This window comes from Janthinobacterium sp. GW823-FHT01H08, from assembly GCF_058797855.1.
In genome coordinates this window covers 4,762,306-4,776,231 of record NZ_CM179504.1, presented here as the reverse complement: position 1 = coordinate 4,776,231, position 13,926 = coordinate 4,762,306, and the positions used below count along the sequence as shown (strand labels likewise).

The 13,926-nt window shown below is 64.0% G+C and carries 11 protein-coding genes; 7 read left to right on the top strand and 4 right to left on the bottom strand.

The annotated features are described in order from the left end of the window. Positions 1-3 precede the first annotated feature (3 nt). The 5 genes from AC3RCG_RS21460 to AC3RCG_RS21440 all read left to right on the top strand — a co-directional run bounded on the left by AC3RCG_RS21460 (position 4) and on the right by AC3RCG_RS21440 (position 9,476). Complete coding sequence (locus tag AC3RCG_RS21460; protein ID WP_492402048.1) at positions 4-5,094, top strand: beta strand repeat-containing protein; 5,091 nt, start codon at positions 4-6, stop codon at positions 5,092-5,094. Positions 5,095-5,101: 7 nt separating this feature from the next. After that, positions 5,102-5,827, top strand: coding sequence for a FecR family protein (locus tag AC3RCG_RS21455; protein ID WP_492402049.1), 726 nt, complete (start codon positions 5,102-5,104; stop codon positions 5,825-5,827). A gap of 72 nt (positions 5,828-5,899) precedes the next feature. Beyond that, a complete protein-coding gene (locus AC3RCG_RS21450) occupies positions 5,900-8,305 on the top strand; it encodes a heavy metal translocating P-type ATPase (RefSeq protein WP_492402051.1) in 2,406 nt (801 codons plus the stop codon). 1 nt (position 8,306) lies between these two features. Beyond that, positions 8,307-8,726 (top strand): Cu(I)-responsive transcriptional regulator, encoded by a 420-nt coding sequence (gene cueR, locus AC3RCG_RS21445; RefSeq protein ID WP_070290544.1) that lies wholly within the window; start codon positions 8,307-8,309, stop codon positions 8,724-8,726. A gap of 21 nt (positions 8,727-8,747) precedes the next feature. Then, entirely contained in the window at positions 8,748-9,476 is a 729-nt protein-coding gene (locus AC3RCG_RS21440) for a glutathione S-transferase (protein ID WP_205602270.1), read from the top strand. A gap of 47 nt (positions 9,477-9,523) precedes the next feature. On the opposite strand, the gene AC3RCG_RS21435 is transcribed toward AC3RCG_RS21440, so the two are convergent. From AC3RCG_RS21435 to yidD, 3 genes are all read right to left on the bottom strand, one after another. Further along, a complete protein-coding gene (locus AC3RCG_RS21435) occupies positions 9,524-9,724 on the bottom strand; it encodes a heavy-metal-associated domain-containing protein (RefSeq protein WP_070219128.1) in 201 nt (66 codons plus the stop codon). An 82-nt stretch (positions 9,725-9,806) separates the two neighbouring features. Then, on the bottom strand, positions 9,807-10,748 hold the full coding sequence (locus tag AC3RCG_RS21430) for a bestrophin family protein (RefSeq protein WP_070311131.1): 942 nt from the start codon (positions 10,746-10,748) through the stop codon (positions 9,807-9,809). 255 nt (positions 10,749-11,003) lie between these two features. Then, complete coding sequence (gene yidD, locus AC3RCG_RS21425; RefSeq protein ID WP_492402052.1) at positions 11,004-11,684, bottom strand: membrane protein insertion efficiency factor YidD; 681 nt, start codon at positions 11,682-11,684, stop codon at positions 11,004-11,006. Between the two features lie 51 nt (positions 11,685-11,735). Here yidD and AC3RCG_RS21420 point away from each other — a divergent pair, with 51 nt between their 5' ends. Further along, complete coding sequence (locus AC3RCG_RS21420; RefSeq protein ID WP_121670164.1) at positions 11,736-13,103, top strand: NAD-dependent succinate-semialdehyde dehydrogenase; 1,368 nt, start codon at positions 11,736-11,738, stop codon at positions 13,101-13,103. A gap of 24 nt (positions 13,104-13,127) precedes the next feature. Here the strand turns inward: AC3RCG_RS21420 and AC3RCG_RS21415 are convergent, their stop codons facing one another. Next, positions 13,128-13,760 (bottom strand): site-2 protease family protein, encoded by a 633-nt coding sequence (locus AC3RCG_RS21415; RefSeq protein ID WP_492402054.1) that lies wholly within the window; start codon positions 13,758-13,760, stop codon positions 13,128-13,130. Here AC3RCG_RS21415 and AC3RCG_RS21410 point away from each other — a divergent pair. Continuing rightward, entirely contained in the window at positions 13,759-13,923 is a 165-nt protein-coding gene (locus AC3RCG_RS21410) for a hypothetical protein (RefSeq protein WP_492402055.1), read from the top strand. The genes AC3RCG_RS21415 and AC3RCG_RS21410 overlap by 2 nt on opposite strands. Positions 13,924-13,926 lie beyond the last annotated feature (3 nt).

The window sequence follows — 13,926 nt, the reverse complement described above, 5'->3', positions numbered from 1 at the left end:
ACCATGCACAACCACGTCCAGCACGCCTCCGCTTTCATCCTGACGCCCGCCTTTTCATTACCGCTTGCGCCGCCCCTGCGCCGCACGGCGCTGGCACTGCTGCTGGCCGGCTGTTTCGGCGCCGCGCAGGCCAACCCCGCCTTGCCGCAGGTGGTCAACGGACAGGCCACGTTCAGCCAGCAGGGCAACATCTTTTCGATCACGAACACGCCCAACACCATCATCAACTGGCAGAGTTTTTCCATCCATGCGGGCGAAATCACGCGCTTCATCCAGCAAAGCGGCAATAGCGCCGTACTGAACCGCATTACGGGACAAGACCCCAGCAAGATCCTGGGCGCGCTCGAATCGAACGGCAAGGTCTTCCTGATCAACCCGAACGGCATCGTTTTCGGCCAGGGGGCGAAAGTGGACGTGAACGGGCTGGTCGCCTCCAGCCTGGGCATGACGAATGAGGATTTCCTGGCCGGCAAGCGCCAGTTCACGGCCGGCGGCGTGGCCGGCGGCGTCAGCAATGCGGGCATGATTAACGCGGGCAAGGGCGGGCAAGTGCTGCTGATCGCGCCGAACGTGGAAAACACGGGCATCATCACGGCGCCCAATGGCGAAGTGATCCTGGCGGCCGGGCGCAGCGTGCAGCTGGCCGACCCCGGCAATCCGCAATTGCGCGTACTGGTCTCTGCGCCGGCCGACCAGGCGCTGAACCTGGGCCAGGTCATCGCCCAGGGCGGCAGCATCGGCATGGCCGGCGCGCTGGTCAGCCAGCGCGGCGTGCTCAACGCCAACAGCGCCGTCGTCGGCGAGAACGGCAGGATCGTGCTCAAGGCCAGCGGCAAGGCGCTGCTCGAAGCGGGCAGCGTCACCAGCGCCGCGGGGTCGGCCGGCACGGGCGGCCAGATTCAAGTGCTGGGCGAGCAAGTGGGTTTGCTGGGCAATGCAAAGGTCGACGCCAGCGGCGCGACGGGCGGCGGCACGGTCTTGCTGGGCGGTGATTACCAGGGCAAGAACGCGGCCGTGCACAATGCGCGGCAAGTACTCGTCGGCAAGGATGCCAGCGTCAATGCCGATGCGATTGTCAGCGGCAACGGCGGCAAGGTCATCGCCTGGGGCAATGAATCGGCCCAGGTGCACGGCAGCATTTCCGCGCGCGGCGGCGCGCAAGGCGGCGACGGCGGCTTCGTGGAAACGTCCGGCCATTACCTGGCCGTCGACGGCATCCGCGTCAATACCAGCGCGGCGCGCGGCAAGCGCGGCAACTGGCTGCTCGATCCGTATGATATCGACGTGGTGCAGGGACCGGGCGGCAACCTTGCCAATGTCGATCAGTTCAGCGATATGCCGTCGACCGGCAGCACCAGCATCGGCGCCGATACGATCTCCGGCGCCACCAGCGACGTCACCTTGCAAGCCCTGCATCGCATCAATTTCAGCAGTTCGGTGAACATGCTCAATTCCGGCGTCAGCCTGACCGCGCAGGCGGGCGAAACCATCAATGTCTACGCCGCCATCACCACCAACGGCGGCAATGTGACCCTGTCGGCGAATGACCCTGCTAGCACCAGCGGCAACTATGGCCCGGGATCGAACGTCAATCTGAACGCGGCCATTACCAGCAACGGCGGCAACATTTCGCTATCGGGCGCCAGCATCGAGGGCGCCGCCACGGTCCATGTCGGCAACGGCAATCTGAGCTTGCGCGCGAATGACGCGCTGGGCGGCATCAATCTGTCGGGCGGCGCCGGCCAGCTTGCTGGCAACGGCATCGCCGGCCAGACGGTGACCCTGCAGGCCGACAATATCACCGTTGCCGGCGGCATCGACGTCGGCGGCACGGCGGGCGGCGCAAATGTCATCATCAAACCCCTGAGCAGTGCGCGCAGCATCGACCTGGGCACCAAATCGGGTACGGCCCTCAGTTTGAACGCGGTTGAGCTGGCCGGCATCTCGGCCGCGTCGCTGACCATCGGCGACGGCACGAACACGGGCGGCTTGCGGATATCGGATGCGCTTGCCAGGAGCGGCGATCTGCACCTCAATTCCGGTTCCGCCATCACGGCCACGGGCGCCGTGACGGTGGGCGGCAGCTTTGTGCTCGACGGCGGCGCCTGGGTGCAAAGCGCGGCGGCCCTGCCAGGATTTAGCGCCAGAAACTTCACCATCGGCAGCGGCGCCAGTTTCCTGCGCGTGGCCGGCGGCGACGGTGCCGCCACACCTTATCTGCTCGCCGATATCTATGGCTTGCAAGGCATCGCCAGCCTCGGTCTGGGCAACAGCTATCGCCTGGCCGGCAATATCGACGCCAGCGGCACGGCGAACTGGAACGATGGCCAGGGCTTTGTGCCGATCGCCGGCAGCGGCAGCGGTTTTTCCGGCGTGTTCGATGGCGGCGGATTTACGCTCAGCAATTTGAAAATCGACCGCAGCCTGGTGCCTGGTCAGGCGGCAGGCCTGTTTGGCACCGTGCAGGGCGGCACCTTGCGCAACCTGACCCTGAGCGGCGGCAGCGTCACCGGCAGGGCGAACGTGGGCGCGCTGGCTGGCGAGGTCGTCAGCGGCACTATATCCGGCGTGAACAGCAGCGTCGCCGTCAGCGGCCAGCGCAATGTCGGCGGCCTGGTGGGCAGCAACGGCGGCGCCATCACGCTGTCGGCCAGCAGCGGCGCCGTCACCGGCGTCAATGCCGACAACGGCGGCGCCATCGGCGGCCTGGCGGGATCGAATGCGTCCGGCGCCAGCATCGCGACTTCGTACGCCACCGGCGTGGTGACGGGCGCGCGCGAAATGATCGGCGGCCTGGTCGGCAACAACCAGGGCGCGCTGAGCCAGTCTTATGCCACCGGCAATGTCAGCGGCGCGCGCAGCATCGGCGGCCTGGTGGGCTTGAACGGCGGCAGCATCGACGATGCATATGCCAGCGGCGCCGTGGGCCGGGCCGTTACTGCCGATCCCATCCTGTCCATGGAAAACATGGGCGGGCTGGTCGGTGAAAGCACGGGCAGCGTCAGCCATGTCTTCAGTAGCGGCGCCGTGAGCGGCGACGGCTACGCGTCCGTGGGCGCGGTGGCCGGCCGCGTGTCCGCCGGTTCCCCGTTCAGCTATGGTTTTTTCAATTATGAAACATCGCTGGTGCAGACCGGTGGTGGCGGCTCCAGCGGCCGCAGCACGGCGCAGATGCGGCAGCAGGGCAGCTTCGGCGACTACAATTTCAGCAGCGTGTGGCGCATTTACGAAGGCTACACGACGCCGATGCTGAAGGCTTTCCTCAAGCCGCTGCAAGTGAACCTCGCGGGCAATGCCACGGGCAAGGTCTACGATGGCCAGTTGGCCGCCTTCCTCGGTTCGATCGCCTATGTGGGATTGATCGACGGCGACACGGGCGTGAATGGCAGCCTCGGCTACGGCAGCAACGCGCGCAACGTGGGCAGCTATGCGGCGACGGGCCTGTGGTCGACCAAGTACGACATCACCATGGGTGGCACGACGACCTTCGCCATCACGCCGCGCACCCTCAACGTGCAATTTAACGGCGTCAACAAGGTCTATGACGGCACGACGGGCGCCGCACTGGGTTTCGGCGATGACCGGGTTGCCGGTGACCGCCTGGACCTGTCGGCCCTGGCCAGCTTCAGCGACAAGAATGCGGGCGCGGGCAAGACGGTATTCGTGACGAACCTGAGCCTGGGTGGTGCCGATGCGGGTAATTACCTGCTGACCTCGACGGGCGGCACGACGCAGGCGACGATTGCGCAAAAACAATTGTCGACCTGGGTAGGCAGCGGCAGCGGCTTGTGGAGCGATGCGGCCAACTGGGACGGCGGCGTGGTGCCGGAAGGCGCGAACGTACTGGCTGTCGACTTTAGCAACAGCAAGGGCATCGTGACCTACAGCGCGGCGGCCGGCAACACCATCCTGAAAAACCTGACGGCGTCCGCGGGCTTACTGCTGACGGGCGGCAGCCTGACCCTCGGTGACAAGGCGCCGGATAGTTCCCTGCTGGCCAGCCTGGAAGTCAACGGCGGCAGCCTGTTGCTGAACGGCAGCCTGTCGGCGGACCGTTACGTGCAAGGCGGCGGCGTGTTGAGCGGCAATGGCAACTTGCTCGTCGCCAACAGCTTTAATCAGACTGCCGGCGCCATCCGGCTGGCGGGCCAGCTGGCCATCACGCAAGCGGCTGGCGACCTGCGCTTCGCCAGCCTGGCGGCCAACGATGTGCAGCTGAGCGCCTTGAACGGCGCCATCGGCCAGGACGGTGCGCTGCTCGCCAGCAGCCTGACCGCGCAGGCGCGCGACGGCATCGTGCTGAGTAATGCGGGCAATCAGGTCAGCAGTTTTAGCGCCAGCAATCGTGCCGGGGGCGGCATTGCGCTGAACAATACCTCGGCGCCGGGCACCTTGGCCTTGGGAACGCTGACCACTGGCGCGGGCAATATCGCCATCGACAATACGGGCGGCGTCACGGCTGGCAATATCGATGCCAATGGCGGCAACGTCAGCGTGACGGCGCACAGCCCCGTTGCCGTCAACGGCAGGATCGCGGGCAATGACATCGCGCTCAATGCCAGCACGGACGTACTGCTGGGCGATGGCGCGCAGCTGGTAGCGGCGCGCGACATCAGCCTGGCGGCGGGACGCGACATCAGTATCAAGGGCAACTCCCGCGTAGCCAGCGGCGGCAATTTTACCGCCAGCGCGGAAGGCAATGTGCTGTTTGCGGACACGGCAAGTTTCACTTTGCCGGCCGCCGCCAGCATGAGCGTGCTGGCGAAAACGGGCAGCATCACGGGCACGCAGGGCGTGCGCATCAATCGCCAGCGCACCAGCGTCGGCTTGCAGGCGCCGAATGGCACGGTCAGCATGGCGGACGCCATTTTCCTGCCCGTCACGACCGTCGAACAGCCCGTGATCATCAACGTCATCATCAATAACACATTGAACGTCATCAAGCAGGCCGACTATGCCAACGTCCCGCTCGTTTCCAAACTGCCGGCCAAGCCTGCTGACAAGGTACCGGACGACAAGGATGTTACCGCCTCCGCAGGTGACTCAACAGGACCTACAAAAAATGAATCTGTTAAAAAAATGTACTGCAATTAAGGCTTTCTTGTGGCTGGCCTTGATGTGCGTGGGCGCGCATGCCTGGGCCGGCCAGGTGGCCGGTACCGTCATGCAATTGAGTGGTCCGCTGATGGCGAAGAAGGCCGATGGCAAGGTGAAGATCCTGGCCATCAAGTCGGAAGTCGAGCAGGGCGACACCTTGCTGACGGAAAAGGAGACCTATGCCTTGATCAAGCTGATCGACAATAGCGAAATCACCTTGAAACCGAATACCAGTTTTGTGATCGAGCAATTCAGCTATACGGCCGAGCAGCCCGATGGCGACCATGCCGTCTTCAGCCTGCTCAAGGGGGGCTTGCGTTCCGTCACGGGGCTGCTGGGCAAGCGCAACAAGGAGCGCTTCGAGATGAAGACGCCGGCCGCCACCATCGGCATTCGCGGCACGACATTTATTGCCGAGTATATTGGCCCGTCGACGCCTGCACTGTTGACGCCTGTGCTGTCGGCGCCTGCATCGTCGATGCCTCGGGCTCCCGGCCTGTATGTGCAAGTGCTCGATGGCCTGATCAATTTGACCAATCCTGCCGACACACTCAATTTCAGCGCCGGCCAGTTCGGCTATACGCCGAATTTCCGGCAGCCGCCGGTGGTGCTGCCGGCCAATCCGGGCATAAAGTTTGCGCCGCCGCCCGTGTTCAATTCCAGCATGCCCCCGACCGCCAGCAGTACCACGCCCGGCAAGTCGAACAACGTCGACTGCGAAGTACGCTAAGTTTCGCTTGACCTTCCCATCATGGTAGGGACGATCCTGTAGACATCACCTCTTATCTACAGGATCCGCGCCATGCAGCCAGCTTCCCCTTATTTGCAATCGTTCACGGTCGAAGGCATGACCTGCGCCTCGTGCGCCGCCCGCGTTGAAAAGGCGCTGGCGGCCGTGCCGGGCGTGACCAGCGCCAGCATCAACCTGGCCACCGATACGGCCAGGGTGGCGTCCAGCCAGAACGTTCCGCTGGCCACCTTGCAGGCGGCGGTGGACAAGGCCGGCTATGCGGTGGCGCAGCGCGAGATCGACCTGAACATCGCCGGCATGACGTGCGCCTCGTGCGTGGGCCGGGTGGAAAAAGCCTTGCTGAAGGTGCCCGGCGTGCTGGCCGCCAGCGTCAACCTGGCCACGGAAAGCGCGCGCATCAAGGTGACGGGCGACGCCGATGCGGGCGTCCTGATCGCCGCCATCGACCAGGCCGGCTATGCCGCCACGGTGCCCGCCGCCAGCCACGCCAGCGCGCCCGCGGCGGCGCCCAACCGCGACGGCATGAAAGTGGCGTTCGCGGCCGTGCTGGCTTTCCCATTGATGCTGCCCATGCTGCTCGAGTGGGCCGGCATCCATTTGATGCTGCCCGGCTGGCTGCAATTCGCGCTGGCCACGCCCGTGCAGTTTTACTTTGGTGCGCGTTTCTACAAGGCGGGCTGGAAGGCGGCGCGCGCCGGCAGCGGCAATATGGATTTGCTGGTGGCGCTGGGCACGAGCGCCGCGTATGGCTTGTCCGTCTATCAATGGCTGACGGCGGGCGAGATGCTGCCGCACCTGTACTTTGAAGCGTCGGCCGTCGTCATCACGCTGGTGTTGCTGGGCAAATGGCTGGAAAGCCGCGCCAAGCGCCAGACGGCTTCGGCCATCCGCGCGCTGCAAGTCTTGCGCCCGGAGGCGGCCCGCGTGCGCCGCGACGGCGTCGAGCTCGATTTGCCCGTGGAACAGGTGAAAGTGGGCGACCTGGTGGTTATCCGCCCCGGTGAACGGGTGGCCGTCGATGGCGTGGTGGTGGAAGGCGCCAGCCAGGTCAACGAGTCGCTGATCACGGGCGAAAGCTTGCCGGTCGATAAGCATCCGGGCGACAAGGTGACGGGCGGCGCCATCAATGCCGATGGTTTGTTGCTGGTGCGCACGCAAGCCGTGGGCGGCGAGACGACCTTGTCGCGCATCATCCGCCTGGTGGAAGATGCGCAGGCGGCCAAGGCGCCGATCCAGCACCTGGTCGACAAGGTCAGTGCGATCTTCGTGCCCGTGGTGCTGTTGCTGGCGCTGCTGACCATGCTGGGCTGGTGGTTCGCTACCGGCGAACTGGAGAACGCCATCATCAATGCCGTGGCCGTGCTGGTCATCGCCTGCCCGTGCGCACTGGGCCTGGCCACGCCGACGGCCATCATGGCCGGCACGGGCGTGGCTGCCCGTTACGGCATCCTGATCAAGGATGCGGAAGCGCTGGAAGTGGCGCACGCCGTCAATACCGTCGTGTTCGACAAGACGGGCACCTTGACTATCGGCAAGCCCGCCCTGGCGGCCCTGCATGCGCACGGCATCGACGATGCCCGGCTGCTGCAGCTGGCGGCTAGCATCCAGCGTGGCAGCGAGCACAGCCTGGCTACGGCCGTGCTGGATGCGGCGGCCGCGCGCCACGTCGAGCCCTTGCCGGCCACGGCCCTGGCGGCCTTGCCGGGCCGTGGCCTGGCGGCGCATGTCGACGGCCTGGACCTGAAACTGGGCAGCACGCGCCTGATGCAGGAGTTAAACGTGGACATGGCGCCGCTGGCGGACCGGGCCTTGTCGCTGGAAAACACGGGTAATACGATCTCGTGGCTGGCTTCGGGATCGGAGCTGCTGGGCCTGTTCGCCTTCAGCGACCAGGTCAAGCCGAATGCGCAGGCGGCTATTGCCCATTTGCACAGCCTGGGCATCCGCACGGTGATGTTGACCGGGGATAACCAGGGCAGCGCCGACGCCGTCGGCAAGCTGCTGGGCATCGACACGGTGGCGGCGAAAATGCTGCCGGCCGATAAAACCGCTAAAATTGTTGCGCTGAAAGGCGAGGGCGCGAAGGTGGCCATGGTGGGCGACGGCATCAACGATGCGCCCGCGCTGGCCGCTGCCGACGTGGGCATCGCCATGTCGACGGGCACGGACGTGGCCATGCATGCGGCCGGCATCACGCTGATGCGCGGCGATCCGGCCCTGGTGGCGGACGCCATCGATATCTCGCGCCGCACCTACAGCAAGATACGGCAGAATCTGTTCTGGGCCTTCATTTACAACCTGATCGGCATTCCGCTGGCCGCCTTCGGCTTGCTCAACCCCATGGTGGCGGGCGCGGCGATGGCCTTCAGTTCCGTCAGCGTGATCAGCAATGCCCTGTTGCTGCGCCGCTGGAAAGCCCGCAGTCATGCAGGCAGCGCGCATACCAAGGAGTCATAGGATGAATATCGGCCAGGCAGCCAGTGAAACGGGCGTATCGGCAAAAATGATACGCTACTACGAGAGTATTTCATTGTTAAAACCCAGCGCGCGCAGCGACGCCGGCTACCGCATCTACACGCCGAACGACTTGCACGCCTTGCGCTTCATCAAGCGCGGGCGGGGACTGGGTTTTTCGCTGGAACAGATCCGCGAGCTGCTGTCGTTGTGGCAAAACGACCAGCGCGCCAGCGCGGACGTGAAAGGCATCGCCCTGGCCCACGTCGCCGAGCTCGACAAGCGCATCGCCGAACTGACGGAAATGCGCGACACGCTGGCTCACCTGGCGCAGTCGTGCCATGGCGATGACAAGCCCGATTGCCCCATCCTGCAAAGCCTGGGGCTGGCCGGTGAAACGGAAGCGAAGGCTTGCTGCCATTGAGTTAAATCAACGGAGGTGCGTATGGCGTATGAACTGTATTACTGGCCCACGATACAGGGACGCGGCGAATTCATCCGCCTGGCCCTGGAAGAGGCGGGCGCCGACTACCGCGACATCGCCCGTTTGCCTGAACGCAAGGGGCAAGGCGTTCCCGCCATGCTGGCCTGCCTCGATGGCGGTGCTACGCCACAGGCCGCCTACGCACCGCCCGTGCTGCGCGACGGCGACATGCTGATCGGCCAGACGACGAATATCCTCTTGTATCTGGGCCGGCGCCTGGGCTTGGCGCCGCGCGCGGAAAGCGGCCGTTTATGGCTGAACCAGCTGCAACTGACCATGGCCGACTGGCTGACGGAAGTGCACGACACGCACCATCCGCTGTCGATGAATCAATATTATGAGGAACAGAAACAGGCGGCCATGCTGCGCAGCGCGGATTTCCGCGAAACACGGCTGCCGAAATTCCTCGATTATTTTACCCAGGTCCTGCTGAATAATCGCAGCCGGGGCCAGTATCTGGTGGGCGCAAAGCTCACGTATGGCGACCTGTCGCTGTTCCAGATGCTGGCCGGCTTGCGTTATGCGTTTCCGCAAGCCATGGCGCGCCTGGCACCCGAATATCCGTTCCTGTCCGAGCTGCACGATATGGTGGCGGCGCGGCCGAACATCGCCCGCTACCTGCAGTCGAAGCGCAGAATTGCATTCAATGAGGAAGGCATCTTCCGCCACTATCCCGAGCTGGACGGATAAAAAAACAGCCGGCGCAAAGGCCGGCTGTCGTAATGCTGTTGTGGCTGTTACTGCGCGCTGGTAACGGGGTAGCCCGCCTCCACGATGGCGGCGCTGATGGCGCCCAGTTCGGCGGGTGATTCCACCGTGACGCGCTTGCTGGCCAGGTCGATCTGCACCTGGGCTTGCGGATCGATGGCCTGCACCGCTTTCGTGACCGAGCCGACGCAATGGCCGCAGCTCATGTTTTCAACTTGTAACTGATACATGGCAAGCACTCCTTGAATGATTAGGTACGTTCACTGTAATCCTTGCCCCGGTGGGAAGGTCAAGGGGAAGCTGGCGTGCGCATTAATTCAGCAGGAAATCGTCCGCTTGCATGGGCGGCGGCACGTTCTCGTCCTGCACGGATTCACGCAAGCTGATTTCGATGGCGCGGCACATGGCCGACAGCGGCAGGTCGTTGGCGTCTTCGCCGAACGGCTCCTCGATCTCGTCGCCCAGGGCATCGAGGCCAAAGAAAGTGTAGGCAACGATGGCGACGACGAAGGGCGTCATGAAGCCTAGCGAATCGACGAGGCCGAACGGCAGCAGGAAGCAGTACAGATAGGCTGTGCGGTGCAGCAACAGCGAATACGAAAACGGAATCGGCGTGCTGCGGATGCGTTCGCACGACGCGCCCGCCGCTACCATGGCCGAAACCGTGTTATCGATCTGTGCGGTGAGGATGCTGTCGATGCGGCCTTGCCGGACACAGTCGGCCAGGTCGTGGCCCATCTGCAGCATCAGGTAGTCCGATGGATTCGATGCCTGGCAAGCCGCTTCCCATTCGGCCGGGCGCAGCAGCGGCTGCAAGTCGGCCGGTCCGCGCGTGTCGCGCAGCTGGTGGCGCAGGGCGTGGCAAAAGGCGATGGTGCGGTAAATCATGCGCACGCGCACATCTTCCAGGCCCAGCCTCGCGTGGGCCGGCGTGTCGCCGCGTATCATGGTCTGGCACTGGCGCGAGAAATTACGGCTGCGCAAGACCAGTTCGCCCCACAGCTTGCGCGCTTCCCAGTAGCGGTCATAGGCGGCCGTGTTGCGAAAGCCCAGGAAGATGGCCAGCGGCAAGCCGATCAGCGTAAACGGGATGGTGGTCAAGATCACCTTGTGGTCGAACAAGGTACCGTGGCACCAGGTGACGAGGGTGGCGATCAGGGTATTGACGATGAGCGTGGTGCGGATGCGCGGCAGGACGGAGCCGCGCACCACGAGGAACAGCCTTAGCGCCGAAGGGCGCTCGCGCACGATCATGCTGCGCTCCTTGCTGGGGGCTGGGCTGGCGGGGAAGGGCGGGCCCGGTAATCGGTAAAAGAGGAAAGATGCAGTGGCAATGGCCGGGAACAAAAAGCCCGCGATGTATGCGGGCTGAGCAGGGTGTGCATGGGAAGCAGTGTAGGGGAGACGGTTTAAGTATAGGCCGCCGATCCGTTTCCAGCCAATTCACAGTGATAATGGGTATTATTCATTTCATGAATGAATATTTCATTTGTAAGTTATTGTGTGAATTTAGCTATCCGATTCCTGTCGCTGCCTGATCTTCTTGCGGTGTTCTTCCTGCTGCCGTTTCAGTGCGGCACTGGCCGTATAGCCGTTGCGGAACCACGCCGGGTTCTTGCCGCGGCCCGGCCGGGAGCAGTCAGCCAGGCTGGCCACGTCGGCGCAGTCGCAAGCGCAGTCCAGCAGAGGTACGTCGCAGTCGCAAAATCCCGCCTGGGCCTGGCGGCGCGCACTGCGCCGCGTCTGCGGATGCAGCGCCAGGTATCGGCGATGGTGTTCGCCGCAGGCGCGCAGACGCCGTTGCAGCAGCGCCAGTCCGGCGCGCAAGCCGTGACGCGCGATGACCTTGTAGCCATAGGCGGAGCAGCTGTCGCGCCCCGTCAGCACGCGGTAGGCGCAGCGAAATCCTTTCCAGGGAGATAGATGGCGCTGGTAGACGCGGATCGCCCACAGGACCAGGTGCTTGCCGCAGGTGTCGAAGGTGAAAATATTGCTTCCTTTGCCGTTTGCCTTGCGGCACTGACTCGAGCATACGACAGGTCTGCAAAAAATAATAGCGGCAAGCCCGCATGCATGGCGGCACGTGACAGAGAGGGAGATCGGCTGGTGCGTACCGTGGCCGCCATGACGCCTGCGGCCATAGTCCACTATGTTCGCGTGCGTACTGTCGCGCGGCGCGTCCGCCAGCATACTGCCCAGCTACCCCACGCAGTCCCGGGGTGCCAAGACCAAGGAAACCAGATGAGCTATCAGACCACGAATCCCTACAGCGAACAGATCGAGCAGACCTTCACATCGCATAGCGATGCGCAAATGGACAATATACTGGCCCAGGCAGCCACTGCTTTCGAGAGCGACTGGCGCCAGCGCAGCTTTGCCGAGCGCAAGGCAGTCGTCAAGAAAGCGGCCATGCTGCTGAAGGAACAAGGCGATGCCTTCGCCAAGCTGATCACCGTGGAAATGGGCAAGCTGTTCAAGGAAGCGCAGCAGGAAGTGTCGCTGTGCGTGAAAATCCTCGACTACTACGCGGATAATGCTGAGCAATTTCTCGCTCCCAAACAACTAGACGTCAAGCGCGGCGAGGCCCGCGTGGAAATCGCGCCGCTGGGCGTGATCTTCTGCGTCGAGCCGTGGAATTTCCCGTATTACCAGCTGGCCAGGGTCGCGGGTCCGAATTTGATGGCGGGCAATACCCTGGTAGTGAAACACGCGTCCAACGTGCCCCAGTGCGCACTGGCCTTTGAAAAACTGTTCCTTGACGCGGGCGCGCCGGCAGGCGCCTACAGCAACGCATTCTTGTCCAGCGAGCAAGTGGCCACCGCCATTGCCGACCCGCGCGTGCAGGGCGTGGCGCTGACGGGCAGCGAGCGTGCCGGCGCCTCCGTGGCGGCCACGGCCGGCAAGGCCCTGAAGAAAACCACGATGGAACTGGGCGGCAGCGACGCCTTCATCGTCCTGGACGACGCCGACATGGACCTGGCCGTCAAGCTGGCCGTCATCGGCCGCATCCAGAATGCGGGCCAGGTGTGCGACGGCTCGAAACGCTTTATCCTGCTCGACAGCATTGCCGATACCTTTGTCGAGCGCTTCCAGGCCGAACTGGCCAAGCTGCAGCCAGGCGACCCGATGGATCCCGCCACGACCCTGGCGCCGCTGTCGAGCAAATCGGCGCTGGAGCTGGCCGTCAAGCAAGTCGGCCAGGCCGTGGAAGGCGGCGCGAAAGTGCTGCTGGGCGGCAAGCGCATTGAGCGTGCCGGCTACTTCATGGCACCGACCATCCTCACCGAAGTCACGCCTGGCAATCCCGTCTACTACCAGGAATTCTTTGCCCCCGTCGCCATGATTTTCCGCGTCAAGGATGACGACGCGGCGATCGCCCTGGCCAACGATTCTCCCTTCGGCCTCGGTGGCACCATCATCACGGCAGACGTCGCGCGCGGCAAACGCCTGGCCAGCCGCATCGACACGGGCATGGTATTCATCAACTCGCCCGCCGTCACGGCGCCTGAACTGCCATTTGGCGGCGTGAAACATTCGGGTTACGGCCGCGAATTGTCCGACCTGGGCATCATGGAATTCGTCAACCGCAAGCTGGTGCTGGTCGGCTGACCGGGCGACCTTGGGGGCGTTTCCTTACGCCCCCAGCGCCTGCCAGCCATACCAGCCGAACGCCGCTGCCCACGCCAGCAAGATCGCCAGCCCCGGCAGCAACAGCCATTTTGCTGCCGTCTCTTCCCACGTCACATACGGCTTGCCGCCGCGCGCGATGGCCAGCAGCGCCTGGCCCCCATTCAGACCGGCAAACGGCAGCAGATTAAAGGCGCACAGTTTCAGCGAGAACAGGGCGAACACCAGTGCAAAACCATGCGTGCGGGCAAATGTTTCCCCTTCACCCAGCAATTCCTGCGCCCTCGACAACGGCGCCAGCGCGCCAGCAACGATGTGCCCGAAGGCGGCGATAAAGCGCTCCCAGCCCGAGGCTCCCATGATGCCCAGTGACAAGGCCAGCAGCACGGCCACGCCGCTCAATGGCAGCAGGACCTGCTTCCACAGCGGCTGGAAGTTGTAGGCGTCAAGGCAGGGATCGTCGTCATACAAAGTTTCCTCACGCGTATCTTTCAGCACCAGATTGCCGGCCAGCGGCAGCAGCTTGACGCGCACTTTGCCCCAGGTCAGCAGGGTGGGACCGACGCCGTAGCTGATGCTGCGCACCGTGATGCCGAACAGCCTGGCGCAGGCCGCCATGACGGAAATGTGGAGGAGCATGAAAACGATGAAGCAGAGCAGCAACTGCAGGGCGGGAGGCATCGGCAAGGTGTCCAGAAAGAAAGGAGCGGTATTAGAACATGCCGCAGGAAATAGTCGCGCACATGAAAAAAGCCCCGCCTGCATCGCTGCAGCCGGGGCTTCGAATGACTGGGGCAGCTGACGC